This window comes from Erwinia sp. LJJL01 (assembly GCF_047300805.2).
Taxonomy (GTDB): Bacteria; Pseudomonadota; Gammaproteobacteria; order Enterobacterales; family Enterobacteriaceae; genus Erwinia; species Erwinia aphidicola.
In genome coordinates this window covers 4,431,344-4,444,622 of sequence record NZ_CP178576.1, presented here as the reverse complement: position 1 = coordinate 4,444,622, position 13,279 = coordinate 4,431,344, and the positions used below count along the sequence as shown (strand labels likewise).

15 protein-coding genes are annotated in these 13,279 nt (G+C 54.5%); 6 read left to right on the top strand and 9 right to left on the bottom strand.

What is annotated here, in order from left to right:
• Positions 1-46: 46 nt before the first annotated feature.
• The 4 genes from ACLI4M_RS21735 to ACLI4M_RS21720 all read right to left on the bottom strand — a co-directional run bounded on the left by ACLI4M_RS21735 (position 47) and on the right by ACLI4M_RS21720 (position 4,215).
• Positions 47-1,147, bottom strand: a complete 1,101-nt coding sequence (locus ACLI4M_RS21735) for an alkene reductase (RefSeq protein ID WP_099754902.1) — start codon at positions 1,145-1,147, stop codon at positions 47-49.
• A gap of 44 nt (positions 1,148-1,191) precedes the next feature.
• Positions 1,192-1,782 carry a TetR family transcriptional regulator C-terminal domain-containing protein gene (locus ACLI4M_RS21730; RefSeq protein ID WP_133623520.1) on the bottom strand — a complete coding sequence of 197 codons (591 nt, stop codon included), beginning with the start codon at positions 1,780-1,782 and terminating at the stop codon, positions 1,192-1,194.
• 39 nt (positions 1,783-1,821) lie between these two features.
• Positions 1,822-3,462, bottom strand: a complete 1,641-nt coding sequence (gene eptA / locus ACLI4M_RS21725) for a phosphoethanolamine transferase EptA (protein WP_133623521.1) — start codon at positions 3,460-3,462, stop codon at positions 1,822-1,824.
• Between the two features lie 108 nt (positions 3,463-3,570).
• Complete coding sequence (locus tag ACLI4M_RS21720) at positions 3,571-4,215, bottom strand: NAD(P)-dependent oxidoreductase (protein ID WP_133623522.1); 645 nt, start codon at positions 4,213-4,215, stop codon at positions 3,571-3,573.
• Between the two features lie 101 nt (positions 4,216-4,316).
• Here ACLI4M_RS21720 and ACLI4M_RS21715 point away from each other — a divergent pair, with 101 nt between their 5' ends.
• The 3 genes from ACLI4M_RS21715 (at position 4,317) to ACLI4M_RS21705 (ending at position 6,492) form a co-directional block, all read left to right on the top strand.
• Positions 4,317-5,231: a LysR substrate-binding domain-containing protein gene (locus ACLI4M_RS21715; RefSeq protein ID WP_166643176.1), complete on the top strand. Its 915-nt coding sequence runs from the start codon at positions 4,317-4,319 to the stop codon at positions 5,229-5,231.
• Positions 5,232-5,273: 42 nt separating this feature from the next.
• Positions 5,274-5,513, top strand: coding sequence for a DUF1289 domain-containing protein (locus ACLI4M_RS21710; protein WP_048916150.1), 240 nt, complete (start codon positions 5,274-5,276; stop codon positions 5,511-5,513).
• Between the two features lie 82 nt (positions 5,514-5,595).
• Positions 5,596-6,492 carry an aldo/keto reductase gene (locus ACLI4M_RS21705; protein WP_133623523.1) on the top strand — a complete coding sequence of 299 codons (897 nt, stop codon included), beginning with the start codon at positions 5,596-5,598 and terminating at the stop codon, positions 6,490-6,492.
• Between the two features lie 4 nt (positions 6,493-6,496).
• On the opposite strand, the gene ACLI4M_RS21700 is transcribed toward ACLI4M_RS21705, so the two are convergent.
• From ACLI4M_RS21700 to ACLI4M_RS21685, 4 genes are all read right to left on the bottom strand, one after another.
• Positions 6,497-7,030, bottom strand: a complete 534-nt coding sequence (locus ACLI4M_RS21700; protein WP_413449751.1) for a hypothetical protein — start codon at positions 7,028-7,030, stop codon at positions 6,497-6,499.
• Positions 7,031-7,251: 221 nt separating this feature from the next.
• On the bottom strand, positions 7,252-9,243 hold the full coding sequence (locus ACLI4M_RS21695) for an FUSC family protein (protein WP_133623524.1): 1,992 nt from the start codon (positions 9,241-9,243) through the stop codon (positions 7,252-7,254).
• Between the two features lie 7 nt (positions 9,244-9,250).
• A complete protein-coding gene (locus ACLI4M_RS21690; protein WP_133623525.1) occupies positions 9,251-10,108 on the bottom strand; it encodes an efflux RND transporter periplasmic adaptor subunit in 858 nt (285 codons plus the stop codon).
• Between the two features lie 4 nt (positions 10,109-10,112).
• Positions 10,113-10,349, bottom strand: a complete 237-nt coding sequence (locus ACLI4M_RS21685; RefSeq protein WP_048916145.1) for a DUF1656 domain-containing protein — start codon at positions 10,347-10,349, stop codon at positions 10,113-10,115.
• 142 nt (positions 10,350-10,491) lie between these two features.
• Here ACLI4M_RS21685 and slyA point away from each other — a divergent pair, with 142 nt between their 5' ends.
• Positions 10,492-10,935 carry a transcriptional regulator SlyA gene (gene slyA / locus ACLI4M_RS21680; RefSeq protein ID WP_166643177.1) on the top strand — a complete coding sequence of 148 codons (444 nt, stop codon included), beginning with the start codon at positions 10,492-10,494 and terminating at the stop codon, positions 10,933-10,935.
• 51 nt (positions 10,936-10,986) lie between these two features.
• Here slyA and slyB read toward each other — a convergent pair whose 3' ends face one another.
• A complete protein-coding gene (slyB, locus tag ACLI4M_RS21675; RefSeq protein ID WP_048916143.1) occupies positions 10,987-11,454 on the bottom strand; it encodes an outer membrane lipoprotein SlyB in 468 nt (155 codons plus the stop codon).
• Between the two features lie 263 nt (positions 11,455-11,717).
• Between slyB and anmK the strand changes: the two genes are divergently transcribed.
• Both anmK and ACLI4M_RS21665 read left to right on the top strand, forming a co-directional pair.
• Positions 11,718-12,836 (top strand): anhydro-N-acetylmuramic acid kinase, encoded by a 1,119-nt coding sequence (gene anmK / locus ACLI4M_RS21670; RefSeq protein ID WP_133623526.1) that lies wholly within the window; start codon positions 11,718-11,720, stop codon positions 12,834-12,836.
• A 60-nt stretch (positions 12,837-12,896) separates the two neighbouring features.
• Positions 12,897-13,217: an MliC family protein gene (locus tag ACLI4M_RS21665; protein WP_048916141.1), complete on the top strand. Its 321-nt coding sequence runs from the start codon at positions 12,897-12,899 to the stop codon at positions 13,215-13,217.
• Positions 13,218-13,279: the final 62 nt, after the last annotated feature.

The following is a 13,279-nucleotide window of genomic DNA, read 5'->3' as shown; positions in this document are numbered from 1 at the left end:
GACGTAAAAAATCCAGTATAGCGGTTATAGCAACCGCTGCGAACCCTTAGCCCAGAACCGGGTAATCGGTATAGCCTTTTGCGCCGCCACCGTAGAAGGTTTCCGGCTGTGGTTCATTCAGTTCAGCATTCTTTTTCAGGCGCTCGACCAGGTCCGGGTTGGCAATGTAGCTGCGGCCAAAAGCAACGGCGTCGATCAGGCCCTGTTCAATCAGCGTTTCCGCTTTTTCTGCGGTGTAACCACCGGCTCCGACAATCACGCCAGGGTAAACGGCACGGATAGCCTTACGGAAGCTCTCGCTGTATGGCTTCCCGCCCGCCCAGTCTGGTTCAGAAATATGCAGATAGGCAAGTTGGCGTTTTGCCAGCTCAGCAATGTAATACAGTGCGGCTTCTTCCTGATCTTCACCATTGTCCAGGCCATTAAACGGGCCCAGAGGTGAAATACGGATAGCGATGCGGTCTGCGCTCCAGGCGGCGATCGCGGCATCAACCACTTCCAGCGCGAAACGCGTGCGATTTTCGATGCTGCCGCCGTACTGGTCGTCACGCTGGTTTGAGGCAGGGGACAGGAACTGATGGATCAGGTAACCGTGAGCGCTGTGCAGCTCCACCAGGTCAAAATCGGCTTCGCGAGCGTTGCTGACTGCCTGACGGAAATCATTGACCACACCGGCCACTTCTTCGGTTGTCAGGGCGCGTGGCGTCGAGGTGGCTTCGCGCACGGCGTTACCCGCGTCATCACGCAGTGAAGTGCGCGTTTCAGCATTAATGGCGGAAGCCGATACCGGCGCCGCGCCCTCAGGCTGCACGCTGGTGTGCGAGATACGTCCGGTGTGCCACAGCTGAACGGCACTGTGACCGCCATCCTGATGAATACCTTCATTGATGGCTTTCCACATGCCGATCTGTTCAGCCGAATGTAAGCCTGGCGCACCGGCATAGCCTTTCGCCTGCGCACTGATCTGTGTGGCTTCGGTAATAATTAATCCTGCGCTGGCGCGCTGACGGTAATATTCGCCCATCAGCGGAGTCGGGATATCACCGGGTTCAATACTGCGCAGACGCGTCAGCGGTGCCATAAAAATGCGGTTCGGCACGGTGATTGCGCCGGTTTTGAGAGGGGTGAACAGTTTTTTCAGTTCCATAACTTACTCCTGGTAGACCGGTCGACTAGAAAAGGTGGTTTTTTTTACGCTTCGCGTAGAATGCGTGTCATTTCCTGCCATGCGTTGAGCAACGGCGCATTGTCACGGCAGATTTTACTTTGCAGGCTGGCTCCCAGCCACAAAGTGTATAACGTTACTGCGCACTGAGTGCAGTTGATTTCGGCTGACAGCGTACCCTGCTGCTGCGCTTTCATCAGCGCCTTGACCAGCGTGGCCATCAATGCTTCAGATCCGGCATGCAGCGCGCTGCGCATCGCTTCAGAGAGATCGCAGACTTCGGCCGACAGCTTAACCGACAGGCACCCGGCGAAGCTGCTCTCCTGGCAGAAGGAAAGCGACTGCTGATAGTAATCCAGTACGCGCTGACGATAGCTTATCTGATGATCATTAAGATAATCAGACAGGCGCTGATGATAGCGGGCGAAGTAGCGCTCAAGCATCGCCACGCCGAACGCTTCCTTAGAAGGAAAATAGTGATAGAACGACCCTTTAGGCACTTCTGCCTGTTTCAGCAGCGCGATCAGGCCCATACCGTTGAAGCCGCACTGCAGGCAGAGCTGTTCGCCGGTATTGAGCAGATGCTCTCTTGTGTCAAAGCGGGTCGTTTTATTCATCGCAGCAGGGTACTAGACCGAACGGTCGCATTCAACCCTTTATGCCCCTTGCCGGCACGAACGGATCATGTCCAGCTTCGGCTGATACTCTTTAGTTTCTATATTAAGCATCCCCAGCAGGGTATGAAAAATATTGTCCTGCGAGACATCATCCTGCTCAGCCTGCTGTTGCAGACACTGCTGATTAATGCCAAACGTGCTGGCATAGTCCGGCGACATCCACAGCAGCAAGGGAATATGCGTTTGCTGACTGGGCGCAAAGAGGTACGGCGCGCCGTGCAGATACATGCCACGCTCGCCAAGTGATTCACCATGATCGGAAAGATAGACCATCGCTACGTTGAATTTAGCGCTGTATGACTTTAGCAGGCTTATGGTGCTGTCCAGCATCGAGTCGGTATAGAGGATCGAGTTGTCATAGGTGTTGACCAGTGCCTGATGGTCGCAATCCTGAATCTGATTGCTGTCGCAGGTTGGCGTGAACTGGCGCATTTCAGCGGGATAACGCAGATAGTACGCCGGGCCGTGGCTGCCCATCTGATGCAGGACAATGACTGCGTCATCCTTCACGCTGTCAATGTAGTTATTCAGTCGGTGCAGCAGAACATCATCAAGGCAGTAATCGCTTTTACACAGTGCGGTGACGTTCCATTTGGTCATATCGGTATGCGGTACGCGATTGCAGGCGCCTTTGCAGCCGCCATCATTTTCACGCCACATTACGGTAACGCCCGCATGGGCCATCACATCGAGCAGGCCTTCCTGATGGCGCGCGAGGCTGGCATCATAATTTTCACGCGGCATATTAGAAAACATGCAGGGTACGGAGATGGCAGTTTCCGTGCCGCACGAGGTGGCATGCTGATAATAGATGACATTATCACGCTTGAGTTTTGGATTCGTCTCGCGGGCATAGCCGCCAAGTGAGAAGTTTTCTGCCCGCGCAGTTTCACCCAGCACGAAGATAACCAGGGTCTTTTTCTTTGCCCCGAGAATAACCGGACCTTTTTTGGCATCTTCGCCAATTTTGACCAGCGTCTGGTCGCCAGCAAACCAGCGATTATCCACATAGTGGCCGATGCCGCTGACCACATTCGCCGGGGTGACCATTTTTACCAGCCCTTTGTTATTGCGGATCATTGAGGCGTAGTCTTTATAGAAGAGCGCCGCGGCCAACAGTATTAGCACCACGGCAGCAAGAGAGGTTACGGCGCGCCATGCAATGGCCATCCACCACGGACGATTGTTCTCAATTTTTGTCAGGCAGAGCAGGGCAACAGGTAAAGCGCCAAGCAGCAGCATCCACACCAGATAGCGCAGGTTGAACAGTGCGGTCGCTTCCTGCACATCCGTTTCAAATACGTTCTGGATCATATTGGTATCGATCACGGTACCGAAACTGTAGATAAAATAGTTGGCCGCTGCGCCCGCCAGAATCAGCACAGCCAGTAGCGGTTTACGCAGCCACGGTAAAGCCAGCACGCTAAAAATCAGGGTGAACGCGCAGAACAGCACCAGTGGGATAGAGGCGGCAAACAGGTAGTCACGAAAATGGAGGTAAGGGATGGTTTCCCAGGCCCGGACAATAAAGACACTGTTTAAAACCAGGGTAAAGAAAAGCGCAGCGATAAGATTAAACGTAATTTCGTTACAACGTAACTTAGTAAACAAGGGTTTCATGGCATTCCAAATGCAGAATAATCTTAGCGTATCATAGCCAGAAAACCTTAGGTAAACCTTAACCTTTTTACCATGGTGTGATTAGCCCACCGCAGTGGGCTGGGTAGATTAGTAAGCAACGGTAAATTGCTGGCGGATATGCTGTGGCTTTTCGATCTCATCAAGGATTGCCACCGCCAGGTCGGCGACGCTGATTGAAGCGGGCTTATCACCCTTCATCAGTAGCGAGGTGTTGCCAACCCGGAATTGTGCGGTGCGCGGCCCGGGTTCAAGAAATGCCGCAGGCGAGAGATAGGTCCAGTCCAGCTGGCCCTCTTCTGCCTGTAGCTGATTACGTAATGCCCGCGCTCCCAGCGCACCGGGCTTGATATTCGCCGGGAATGCCTCAGTATCGACCAGTTCAACCCCCGGAGCGACCTCAAGACTGCCCGCACCGCCAACCACCAGCAAACGCTGCACGCCACTGCTTTTCACCGCTGTCAGAATCTGATTGCTGCCGCGCGTGAATTTTTCAAACAGGTCGCTCTCTGCCCAGCCGGGATTATAGGCGCTGATAACTGCATCCTGACCGTTAAGTACGCCGCTTAACCACTCGCTGTCGTGGATATCACCCAGTGCCTGAGTCAGATGGCTATCCACAGGCAAATTTTTGCCGGAGCGGGAAACGGCGACCACCTGGTGGCCGCGTGCCAGTGCTTCTTTAACGATGTCCGGCCCGACAAAACCGCTTGCGCCAATGATGGTAATTTTCATAGCAATGCTCCTCTGTAAGTGTGTATTGCACTCTACAGCTTAACAAGCAGAGCGATAAGTGGCATATTTGTGCTTTTATAATGAAGTAATACTTACGAATCATGGAAAAACTCAATCGTATGGCGGTGTTTGCCACCGTGGTCAGAGAAGGTTCTCTTGCGGCAGCAGCACGCTGCCTGGCTATGTCACCCTCTGCAGTCAGTCAGCACTTGCGCGCGCTTGAGCAGGCGGTCGGCGTGCCGTTGCTGCACCGTTCGACCCGTAAGCTGACGCTATCTGAGGCCGGTGCAGCATTCTATCCGGGCTGTGAGGCGATGCTTAAAAATGCCCAAGAGGCGGAGCAAAGGCTGGCTGAGATGCGTGATACGTTGACCGGGGAGCTGCGCATCAGTTCTACGCCGGGGATCGGTGGCCAGCCACTGTGCAGTGCGCTATCACCGTTACTGCAGCAGCATCCCGGCCTTCGCCTGCGTATTATTGCCACCGATAACGTGCTGGATATGATTGAACATCGCATTGATATTGCGCTGCGTTTTAGCCGCCAGTTAAGCGATGCCAACATCATTGCTCACCCGCTGGCTGAGTGGCCGATGGTGATCTGTGCGGCACCAGCTTACCTTACCCGGTATGGCGTACCGGAGACGCCGCAGGCACTGTCAGCGCATCGCTGGATCCACGGACACCGCTCTCATCGCCACATCGACTTCCATCATCCGCGTGAAGGCGAGCTGACCCTGCGCCTTGCCGAAGGGCAGGTGGTTAGCGACAGTATGCACGTGATGCGCGCTTTTACCGTGGCGGGAATGGGGCTATCGCTTCAGCCGCTGCAGGAAATTCAGGAAGAGCTGCGTAGTGGTCAACTAATGCTGCTGTTACCGGAGTGGCGTGCGGCGCCGCTAAAATTAACGGCGCTGACGCTCGAACGGGTTTTACCGGAAAAAAGCCGCCAGGCAATACGCGCATTGCGCGATTATTTCAGTAAAAACCACCGCGTCACGCTTGCAGACATCGACTGAGCCGTCTTCAATAAATATCAGGTAGAGCAATCAGGAGTTAGGGTGGCTGAACAACTTGAGTTTTTCCCGGTACCCAGTCCCTGCCGCGGGATCTGCCAGGCGGACGATCGCGGATACTGCCGGGGCTGTCTGCGCAGCCGCGACGAGCGGTTTAACTGGATGAAATTCAGTGATGCGCAAAAGCGCGAGGTACTACGCCTGTGTCGCCAGCGCTTTCTGCGGCTGCAGAGGGTGGGCGCGGCAGCTGCACCTGACGAACCGGAACAGCCAACGCTGTTTTGACGGTAAGCTTGACGGCAACGTGCTTCCGGTGCGGAGTGATGGTGTATCATGCGTTTAGTCATTTCGCTAACGGAGAGTACAGATGTTACAACGCGTGCAGATCGCCCCACAGGGCCCGGTTTTTTCCCGCATGGTGATGGGCTACTGGCGGCTGATGGAGTGGGAAATGAGCTCGCAGCAGCTGGTCAGTTTTATCGAACAGCACCTTGAGTGCGGCATAACTACTGTCGATCATGCCGATATCTATGGCGGCTATCTGTGTGAAGCTGAATTCGGTAAAGCGCTACGTTTGCAGCCTCAGCTGCGGGAGCGTCTGGAGCTGGTGACCAAATGCGGTATTGCCACTACGGCGAACCCAGACCACAAGCTTGGCCACTACATCACCGATGCTGCGCATATTATTCAGAGCGCCGACAACTCCCTGCGTCACTTTAATACTGATTATCTCGATCTGTTGTTGATCCACCGCCCCGATCCGCTGATGGATGCGGACGAGGTGGCCAGTGCCTTCCTGCAGTTGCATCAAAGCGGCAAGGTTAAGCACTTTGGCGTCTCTAACTTTACTCCCACGCAGTTTTCCCTGCTGCAGTCGCGACTACCGTTTACGCTGGTCACCAATCAGGTGGAGATTTCCCCGGTTTATCAGCACCTTCTGTTGGACGGTACTCTCGACCAGTGTCAGCAGCTGCGCATTAAACCCATGGCGTGGTCATGTCTGGCGGGTGGTAAAATGTTTACCGGCGCGGAATATCAGCCGTTGCGCGATGAGCTCAAACTCATTCAGCAGGAAACCGGAGCCGAAACGATCGAGCAGCTGATTTATGCGTGGATACTGCAACTTCCTTCGCAACCATTACCGATTATCGGCAGTGGGAAAATTGAGCGCGTGCGCAGTTCAGCTGCTTCAGCACAGATAACGCTGAACCGCCAGCAGTGGTTCCGCATCCGTAAAGCTGCACTGGGATACGACGTACCTTAAACTCTTATATCCAGTGAAATGCCTTCGCCAGCAGGCCTGTCATGCCAATGGCAAGGGTAATTAACGCTCCGAACAGCAGCCTGAAATCGGCACGCGCATCGTTTCTTAGGATGCCGATTTCTGCTTTAAGTTCGGTGCGCATACTGCGCATTTCACAACGCACCAGGCGAAACTCTTCCTGAGTTTCCGCACGCAGTTCTTCCAGCTCCTGGCGTTTAGCCAGCCCCGAAATGTCTTTCACCAGCCCCAACTGGCCCTGCTGCAGCGCGCGAATATCGAGTTTCATTTCCTGCTGCGACTGCTTCATTTCCTGCTGTGAAACATCCATCTTCTGAAATGAGATTTTCAGCTCCTGCACCGAAAAATCAGTCGCCTGCTGCGCCTGTTTCAGTTCGTGCAGTGATGACGCCATCACCTGCTGCGCCTGTTTCAGCTCGTGCAGTGATGATGCCATCGCCTGTTGCGTTTGCTTCACGTCCTGCAGCGATAAATCAGAGGCCTGCTGCGCCTGTTTCAGCTCATGAAGAGATGACGCCATCACCTGTTGAGATCGCTGCATTTCTTGCTGTGAAAGCCTGATAACCGTTAAATCATCGTGCGAGTGTCTGTTTTTCATCCCAGTATGCATCTCATCCTCCCTGAACACGGTGTCGTTCTCCGTCGGCTATTTTATGCTCACTGGCGAGGAGATTAAACCTGTCTGCGTAAAAATAATACCGCCTGTTATTAATTTTCAGAGCGACTGCGCAAAAACTGGGTTTAGCCCTGTCTGAGCTGTGACAACGAACAGAGTAAGCGCCAGATAATGCCCGCCAGTTCCGTTTCCTGTTCTTCCTGAGCACGGCTTAACATATCAATGCGCTGCTGCAGCGTGTTGAGCGTGTCATTGAGTGAAACGTGATGAACACCGCGCTCGCTGATGATGGTTTGCAGATCCTTCAGAACCGCATCGCGGATTTGCGCCAGTTCAGGCGTTCGAGGGCGCCATTCGCGCAGCTGCCAGGCAATATGCGAACAGTTCAGTAGTACCACTCCCCAGCGCAACAGCCACAAACGGGCCTGATCGTCACGGCTGTTATTGAGCTGGTCAATGCGGTGGTAGATCAGTGACTCAAAACTGTCCTGATTGAGCCGTGGGTGCCTGCCTAACTGGTCAACGAACTCCCGGCGTAGCGAACGGATGTGGCGCCGACTGCGGCGGTTGTCCGAGCTGGGGCGAAGAATATGAAAGGCTATCCAAACCAGCATCACGCCGCAGACTTTGGCCAGGTTATCATTGATAAAGCTTTGATAATCATAGGTGGGTGGATTAGTTACGGCGAGGAAAGATCCCATAAAGACGATCAGCTGACCCCAGAGTGCCGCCCGTTTTTTTTGCTGAAGTTTGAACAGTTGTAAAGTTAGCAGCAGTGGAAATAGCACAATAAGGAATTGCCACAGAACGTTAACCTGCACCATCAGGCCAAACTTCATGACAAAGCTGAATATCGACAGCAGGCCAAGGGTTTTTAACAACAGCGAAACGCTGCTGGTAGGGGAAGGGGATGATGAGTAAAGCACGCAGCTAATGGCTGCCAGCGTCAGGGCTGACGGTCCCGACTCCCACTGAGTGGCGATAGAAAAACTACATCCCAGTAAAATAACGCAGAAAGTGCGTAAGGCATTCCACCCCGCTTCGGCGCCATCGGCCTGGCGCGCCAGTGGCGGTGAGGGGGGAGGCGAAAGCCAGGCCTGGCTATCTGCGCGTTCAAACTGTCGTAACCAGCGCGAGATATTCAGATACAGCCAGCAGAAATAGCGTAAACGATTCCAGAAAGCACGATGCCGATAATCCGTGCGGTCCTGCGGAGCCGCAGAGCGCAGAATTTGTGCCAGCCGGTATTTGTCAGCATCCCCGCGGGCTAACTCGGCCAGCATCTGATGCATGGCGCTAAACAGCACCGCGGGCGGATTTTCCCACAGTAGCAGCATGCGCCGCAGGCTGGAGATGACGCTGGTCAGGCGCAGCTGCTGGTGGAGGATATAGTTGAGTACATTGTTTTGCCGCCGAAAACGATAATGGCTCCAGAATGCCTGAATACGTAACAGGTTCATCGTCAGGATCTGGCCGATAACGTTCTCATGGGCTTGGCGGATATTGTCGGTGCTTTCACGCTGCAACAGCAGGGTAGCGTGATCCAGCAGCTTGCCGTGCATCTCTTTCAGCGAGCGAATCAGGGCATCACCATCTGAGGTGCTGGGCAATATCATCATCATCAGGCCGCCGCAGAGGATCCCGGAGATAACCTCGCAGACGCGCGCCTGAGCGATAGTCCAGATATCATCGATTTCAACCACGTTGACGCTGGTAAACGCGATAATTGCTGCAGTATAACCCGCCAAAGAAAAGGCATAAGCGACGTTATTTTGATAATGATTCGACACCCAGGTGCAGAGCGCCAGCCAGCCGGCAATGGCCACAGCAAAAAGCCATGGGTCGTTCAGGGTATGCCCGGCAATAATCAGCGCGGCAGCGGCCCCTAGCATGCTGCCGACAATACGGCCAAGGCTTTTACTGATTACGCCGCCCAGGGTAGGGAAACTGACTACGGCAGCGGAGGTCATTGCCCAGTAGGGTTCATCCAGCTGTAACCCGTAAGCGATGCTGAGCGCCAGACACATGGCAATCGCGTTGCGCAGGGCATAGCGCCATTGGCCACTCGTGGCTTTGATCCACGGAAGTTGCTGCCATTCCAGCCAGCTAAAATTCATCAGGGCCTCAGTGCTGGATCGAAATGGTACAGGTTGTTCCGGCAACCAGCGATGCGTCCGGAGGGACGTTCGCAAGCTTTATTCGCACGGGAACACGCTGTGCCAGCCTGACCCAGGGAACATTCGGTTTGATATCCGGCGTCAGCCCGCTGTCAGTTTCTACGCTTTGATCGTAGATAGCCCGGCCAATACTTTGCACGGTTCCTGCGAGTTGACGGTCGTCGCTGTAGAGACGGATATTGGCCTGCGCACCGGGTTTGATGTGGCGCAGCTTGGTCTCTTCAAAATAGCCGACAACATAGAAAGAGTGGCTATCGACCAGCACAAACAGGGGCGTTCCGGTGGTGGCGTAATCGCCGATACGCGTAGCCAGATTATTAATCCAGCCATCGGTGGGCGCATAAACCACCGTTTGTGACAGATTCCACTTAGCCTGATCCAGCTCCGCCTGCGCAGCTTTCGCGGCTGAATCCATCGATTTTGCCTGCAGGTTGGCCGCATCGAGATCTTCTGCGGAAATCACATTACGCGGCAGGTTCTGGCGGCGGCGGGCTTCATGCTCTGCTTTGACGAGGTCAGACTGCGCCTGCGCCAGCTTTGCCTCTGCATTGAGCACGGCAATCCGGAAAGGTTCATCATCCAGCGTGAACAGCCGCTCCCCTTTGTGAACAAACTGGTTGTCCTCAACGTCCAGCTTCTCAATTCGTCCGGAAACCTGCGGCGTGATGCTCACCAGTTCAGCACGCACCTTGCCATCGCGCGTCCACGGCGACTGCATGTAGTAGTTCCACATCCACCAGCCCGCCGCGATCGCAGCAGTGAAAAAAATCAGGGTTGAAAAGTATTTCAGTGAACTCAGTTTCATAGTCTTACCCGGTGATTAATAGCCACAGCGAAGCTGCTACGCAGAGAATGAACAGCGAGAGATCCAGCAGCGTGGGGTGCCAGATTTCACCTGAATACATCCAGTCTCGCAGCAGGGGGTGAAGCAGCAGCCAGATGAAAAAACCGAGTAAAACGGCTTTAAACAGCGGTGGAAAATAGAGCGAAGCACCCAACACCAGGTCGGTGAAGGGACTTGCTGAGGGCAAAAGTGATGTTATCAAACGCTGAATCCTTCTTCCCGGTGCGTTGCAGGCGACCGACAACTTAATACGACATCTCTAAGGATGGATTTGTATTTTGTCCTGTAAACTCGCAGAATAGTCTAGAATGAGGCGTGATAGCTAGCAAGCTAATTATAAGGAGTTGAAATTGGATACCCCCTTGGGAACCGACCTTGCAAGATTAGTACGCATCTGGCGTGCTCTGATCGATCAGCGACTCAAGCCGTTGGAGCTGACGCAAACCCACTGGGTTACGTTGCATAATATCCATCAGCTTCCGCCTGAGCAGTCGCAGATTCAGTTAGCAAAAGCCATTGGTATCGAACAGCCTTCTCTGGTACGCACGCTGGACCAGCTTGAAGAGAAAGGTTTGATTACGCGCAGCACCTGCGCCAGTGACCGCCGGGCGAAACGCATCAAGCTGACACAACAGGCCGAGCCGATTATCACTCAGGTTGAGCACGTTATTGACGCCACTCGCGATGATATCCTCGCGGGTATTTCGCAGGCGGAGATCGACAAGATGGTGACGCTGATCGCCAGGTTGGAAAAAAATATCCTTGAACTTCAGGGAAAAGACGAATAAAAAAACCGGCTTTCAGGCCGGTTTTTTTTTATCATACGAGCGGATTGCGGATTAGCGTGGGGAAACGGTGACCTGGCTGCCGTTTGACGCCATTGAAACACGCTGGCCAACGGCATAACGGCTGGCTGCCTGTTTCTGTACCACCATGATGGTGTTGCCATCATCCTGACGGATTTCCAGCTCTACACCCTGGCTCTTGTTCAGAGAGCCCTGCACGCCCTGGCCTGCTACACCACCCGCCACGGCACCGGCTGCCGTGGCAAGGCTGCGCCCGGTACCGCCACCGACGGTGTTACCCAGGAAACCACCCAGCACTGCACCACCAATCGCCCCGATAATATTGCTATCATCGCCACCCTGGATCTGTACCGGACGCACAGAAACCAGCGTACCATAGGTCACTCTCTGCACCTGTTTCGCTTCAGAGGCACTGTAAACATCACCGGAAAGGGTGTTGTCATTCACACAGCCAGCTAGCGTCATCCCGGCAAGCGCCACCACGACTAAACGCTTCATCATAATAGAACTCCTATCTGTTACAGGTGCTGCCAACCATAGCAGCGGTCAATAGCATTATTATATGGCACAACCGGCACGTTACTCACTAATAGTTTGTAAAAGCACCGCAGAAACATAATGCAACGCGATTAAACGTCGCTTCAATCACAACATAAAATGCCAGATAAATTTCATCGCCAATTAAAGATGCCTAAATCATAGAATTGCGGCGTTAATTTTGCCAGGCTGGGAGCATGAAACTCACACCCGGGTAGGGGTAAAGCATGAAATCAGGGCGCTACATTGGCGTGATGTCCGGTACCAGTCTTGATGGTATTGATGTGGTACTGGCCGCCATTGATGGTCAGATGGTGGCACAGCAGGCAAGCTACAGTCATCCTATCCCTCAGGAACTGCGCTTGCAGATCCTTGCGATATGTCAGGGACAGTCGCTGACGCTTTCACAATTAGGCCAGTTGGATACCCGCCTGGGACGGCTGTTCGCCGAGGCCGTGCAGGCGTTGCTGAAACAGCAGGGGATCGCCAGCGAGGAGATTGTCGCCATAGGTTGCCACGGGCAGACGGTGTGGCATGAGCCGCTGGGGGATGCGCCAAACACTCTGCAGATCGGCGACAACAATCAGATTGCTGCCGCGACGGGGATTACGGTAGTGGGCGATTTCCGCCGCCGCGATATGGCCCTTGGCGGGCAGGGTGCGCCGCTGGTCCCGGCGTTTCATCACGCAGTGCTCAGCCATCCCACCGAGCGGCGAATGGTGCTGAATATCGGTGGCATCGCCAATCTTTCCCTGTTACTGCCGGGCAAAACGCTGCGCGGTTTTGACACCGGTCCCGGCAATATGCTGATGGACGCCTGGGTCTGGCGTCAGCAGGGGCTGCCATACGATAAGGATGGCGCATGGGGGGCATCGGGCAGCGTAGTCTGGCCGCTGTTGCAGCAGATGCTGAGCGACCCGTACTTCGCCCTGGCCGCACCGAAAAGCACCGGACGAGAATACTTCAACCTCAGCTGGCTGGAACAGCAACTCTCCACCTTCCCGGGGCTGGCAGCGCAGGATGTGCAGGCGACGCTGGTGGAACTGACCGCCACCACGATTTGCGAGCAGGTATTGCTGAGCGGCGGTTGCGACCGTCTGCTGGTGTGTGGCGGCGGCGGGCGTAATCCACTGCTGATAGCGCGCATTGCGGCGCAGCTGGCGGGAACCGAAGTCAGCAGCACGGACGAGGCAGGGATCGGCGGAGACGATATGGAGGCGCTGGCATTTGCCTGGCTAGCCTGGCGCACGCTGAGCGGCCTGCCGGGCAATCTGCCCTCCGTTACCGGCGCGCGCGAAGCCTCTGTTATCGGGGCAATATTCCCGGCAAATCGTCCAATTCGCTGATTGCATCGTCTGAAACGGCACTCTACCCTGAGTGCAGAGTGGAGAACTAACAAGGAGTGAATGATGAAAAAGTGGTATCTCGCAGGCTTACTGGTTGCCCTGTCCGGCTGCAGCTATTTCCAGCCTGAGGATCAAGAGCAGGTGCAAACACTGCATTATACCTGTGGCACCCTGCCGCTGACGGTGAAGCTGGATAACAGCAAAGAGGAAGTGAGCCTGATTCTGGACGGTGAACAGCTGGTTCTGAAGCAGCAGGTTGCGGCTTCCGGCACCCGCTACAGTGACGGTCATTATACCTTCTGGTCAAAGGGCGACAGTGCCTTTGTTGAGCGCAACGACCGAATAATTATTAACGACTGTCAACAGGTTCCAGCCCGTTAACTGATTGAAATATTGCAGGGTGCGGCGCACAATGCCGTATCCCTCACTACTCAGAAGCCGCA

Excerpts from the sequence above, each read along its gene's own strand:
- ACLI4M_RS21735 (WP_099754902.1), bottom strand. The coding sequence starts at position 1,147 with ATGGAACTGAAAAAACTGTTCACCCCTCTCAAAACCGGCGCAATCACC.
- ACLI4M_RS21730 (WP_133623520.1), bottom strand. The coding sequence starts at position 1,782 with ATGAATAAAACGACCCGCTTTGACACAAGAGAGCATCTGCTCAATACC.
- eptA (WP_133623521.1), bottom strand. The coding sequence starts at position 3,462 with ATGAAACCCTTGTTTACTAAGTTACGTTGTAACGAAATTACGTTTAAT.
- ACLI4M_RS21720 (WP_133623522.1), bottom strand. The coding sequence starts at position 4,215 with ATGAAAATTACCATCATTGGCGCAAGCGGTTTTGTCGGGCCGGACATC.
- ACLI4M_RS21715 (WP_166643176.1), top strand. The coding sequence starts at position 4,317 with ATGGAAAAACTCAATCGTATGGCGGTGTTTGCCACCGTGGTCAGAGAA.
- ACLI4M_RS21705 (WP_133623523.1), top strand. The coding sequence starts at position 5,596 with ATGTTACAACGCGTGCAGATCGCCCCACAGGGCCCGGTTTTTTCCCGC.
- ACLI4M_RS21700 (WP_413449751.1), bottom strand. The coding sequence starts at position 7,030 with ATGGCGTCATCTCTTCATGAGCTGAAACAGGCGCAGCAGGCCTCTGAT.
- ACLI4M_RS21695 (WP_133623524.1), bottom strand. The coding sequence starts at position 9,243 with ATGAATTTTAGCTGGCTGGAATGGCAGCAACTTCCGTGGATCAAAGCC.
- ACLI4M_RS21690 (WP_133623525.1), bottom strand. The coding sequence starts at position 10,108 with ATGAAACTGAGTTCACTGAAATACTTTTCAACCCTGATTTTTTTCACT.
- slyB (WP_048916143.1), bottom strand. The coding sequence starts at position 11,454 with ATGATGAAGCGTTTAGTCGTGGTGGCGCTTGCCGGGATGACGCTAGCT.
- anmK (WP_133623526.1), top strand. The coding sequence starts at position 11,718 with ATGAAATCAGGGCGCTACATTGGCGTGATGTCCGGTACCAGTCTTGAT.
- ACLI4M_RS21665 (WP_048916141.1), top strand. The coding sequence starts at position 12,897 with ATGATGAAAAAGTGGTATCTCGCAGGCTTACTGGTTGCCCTGTCCGGC.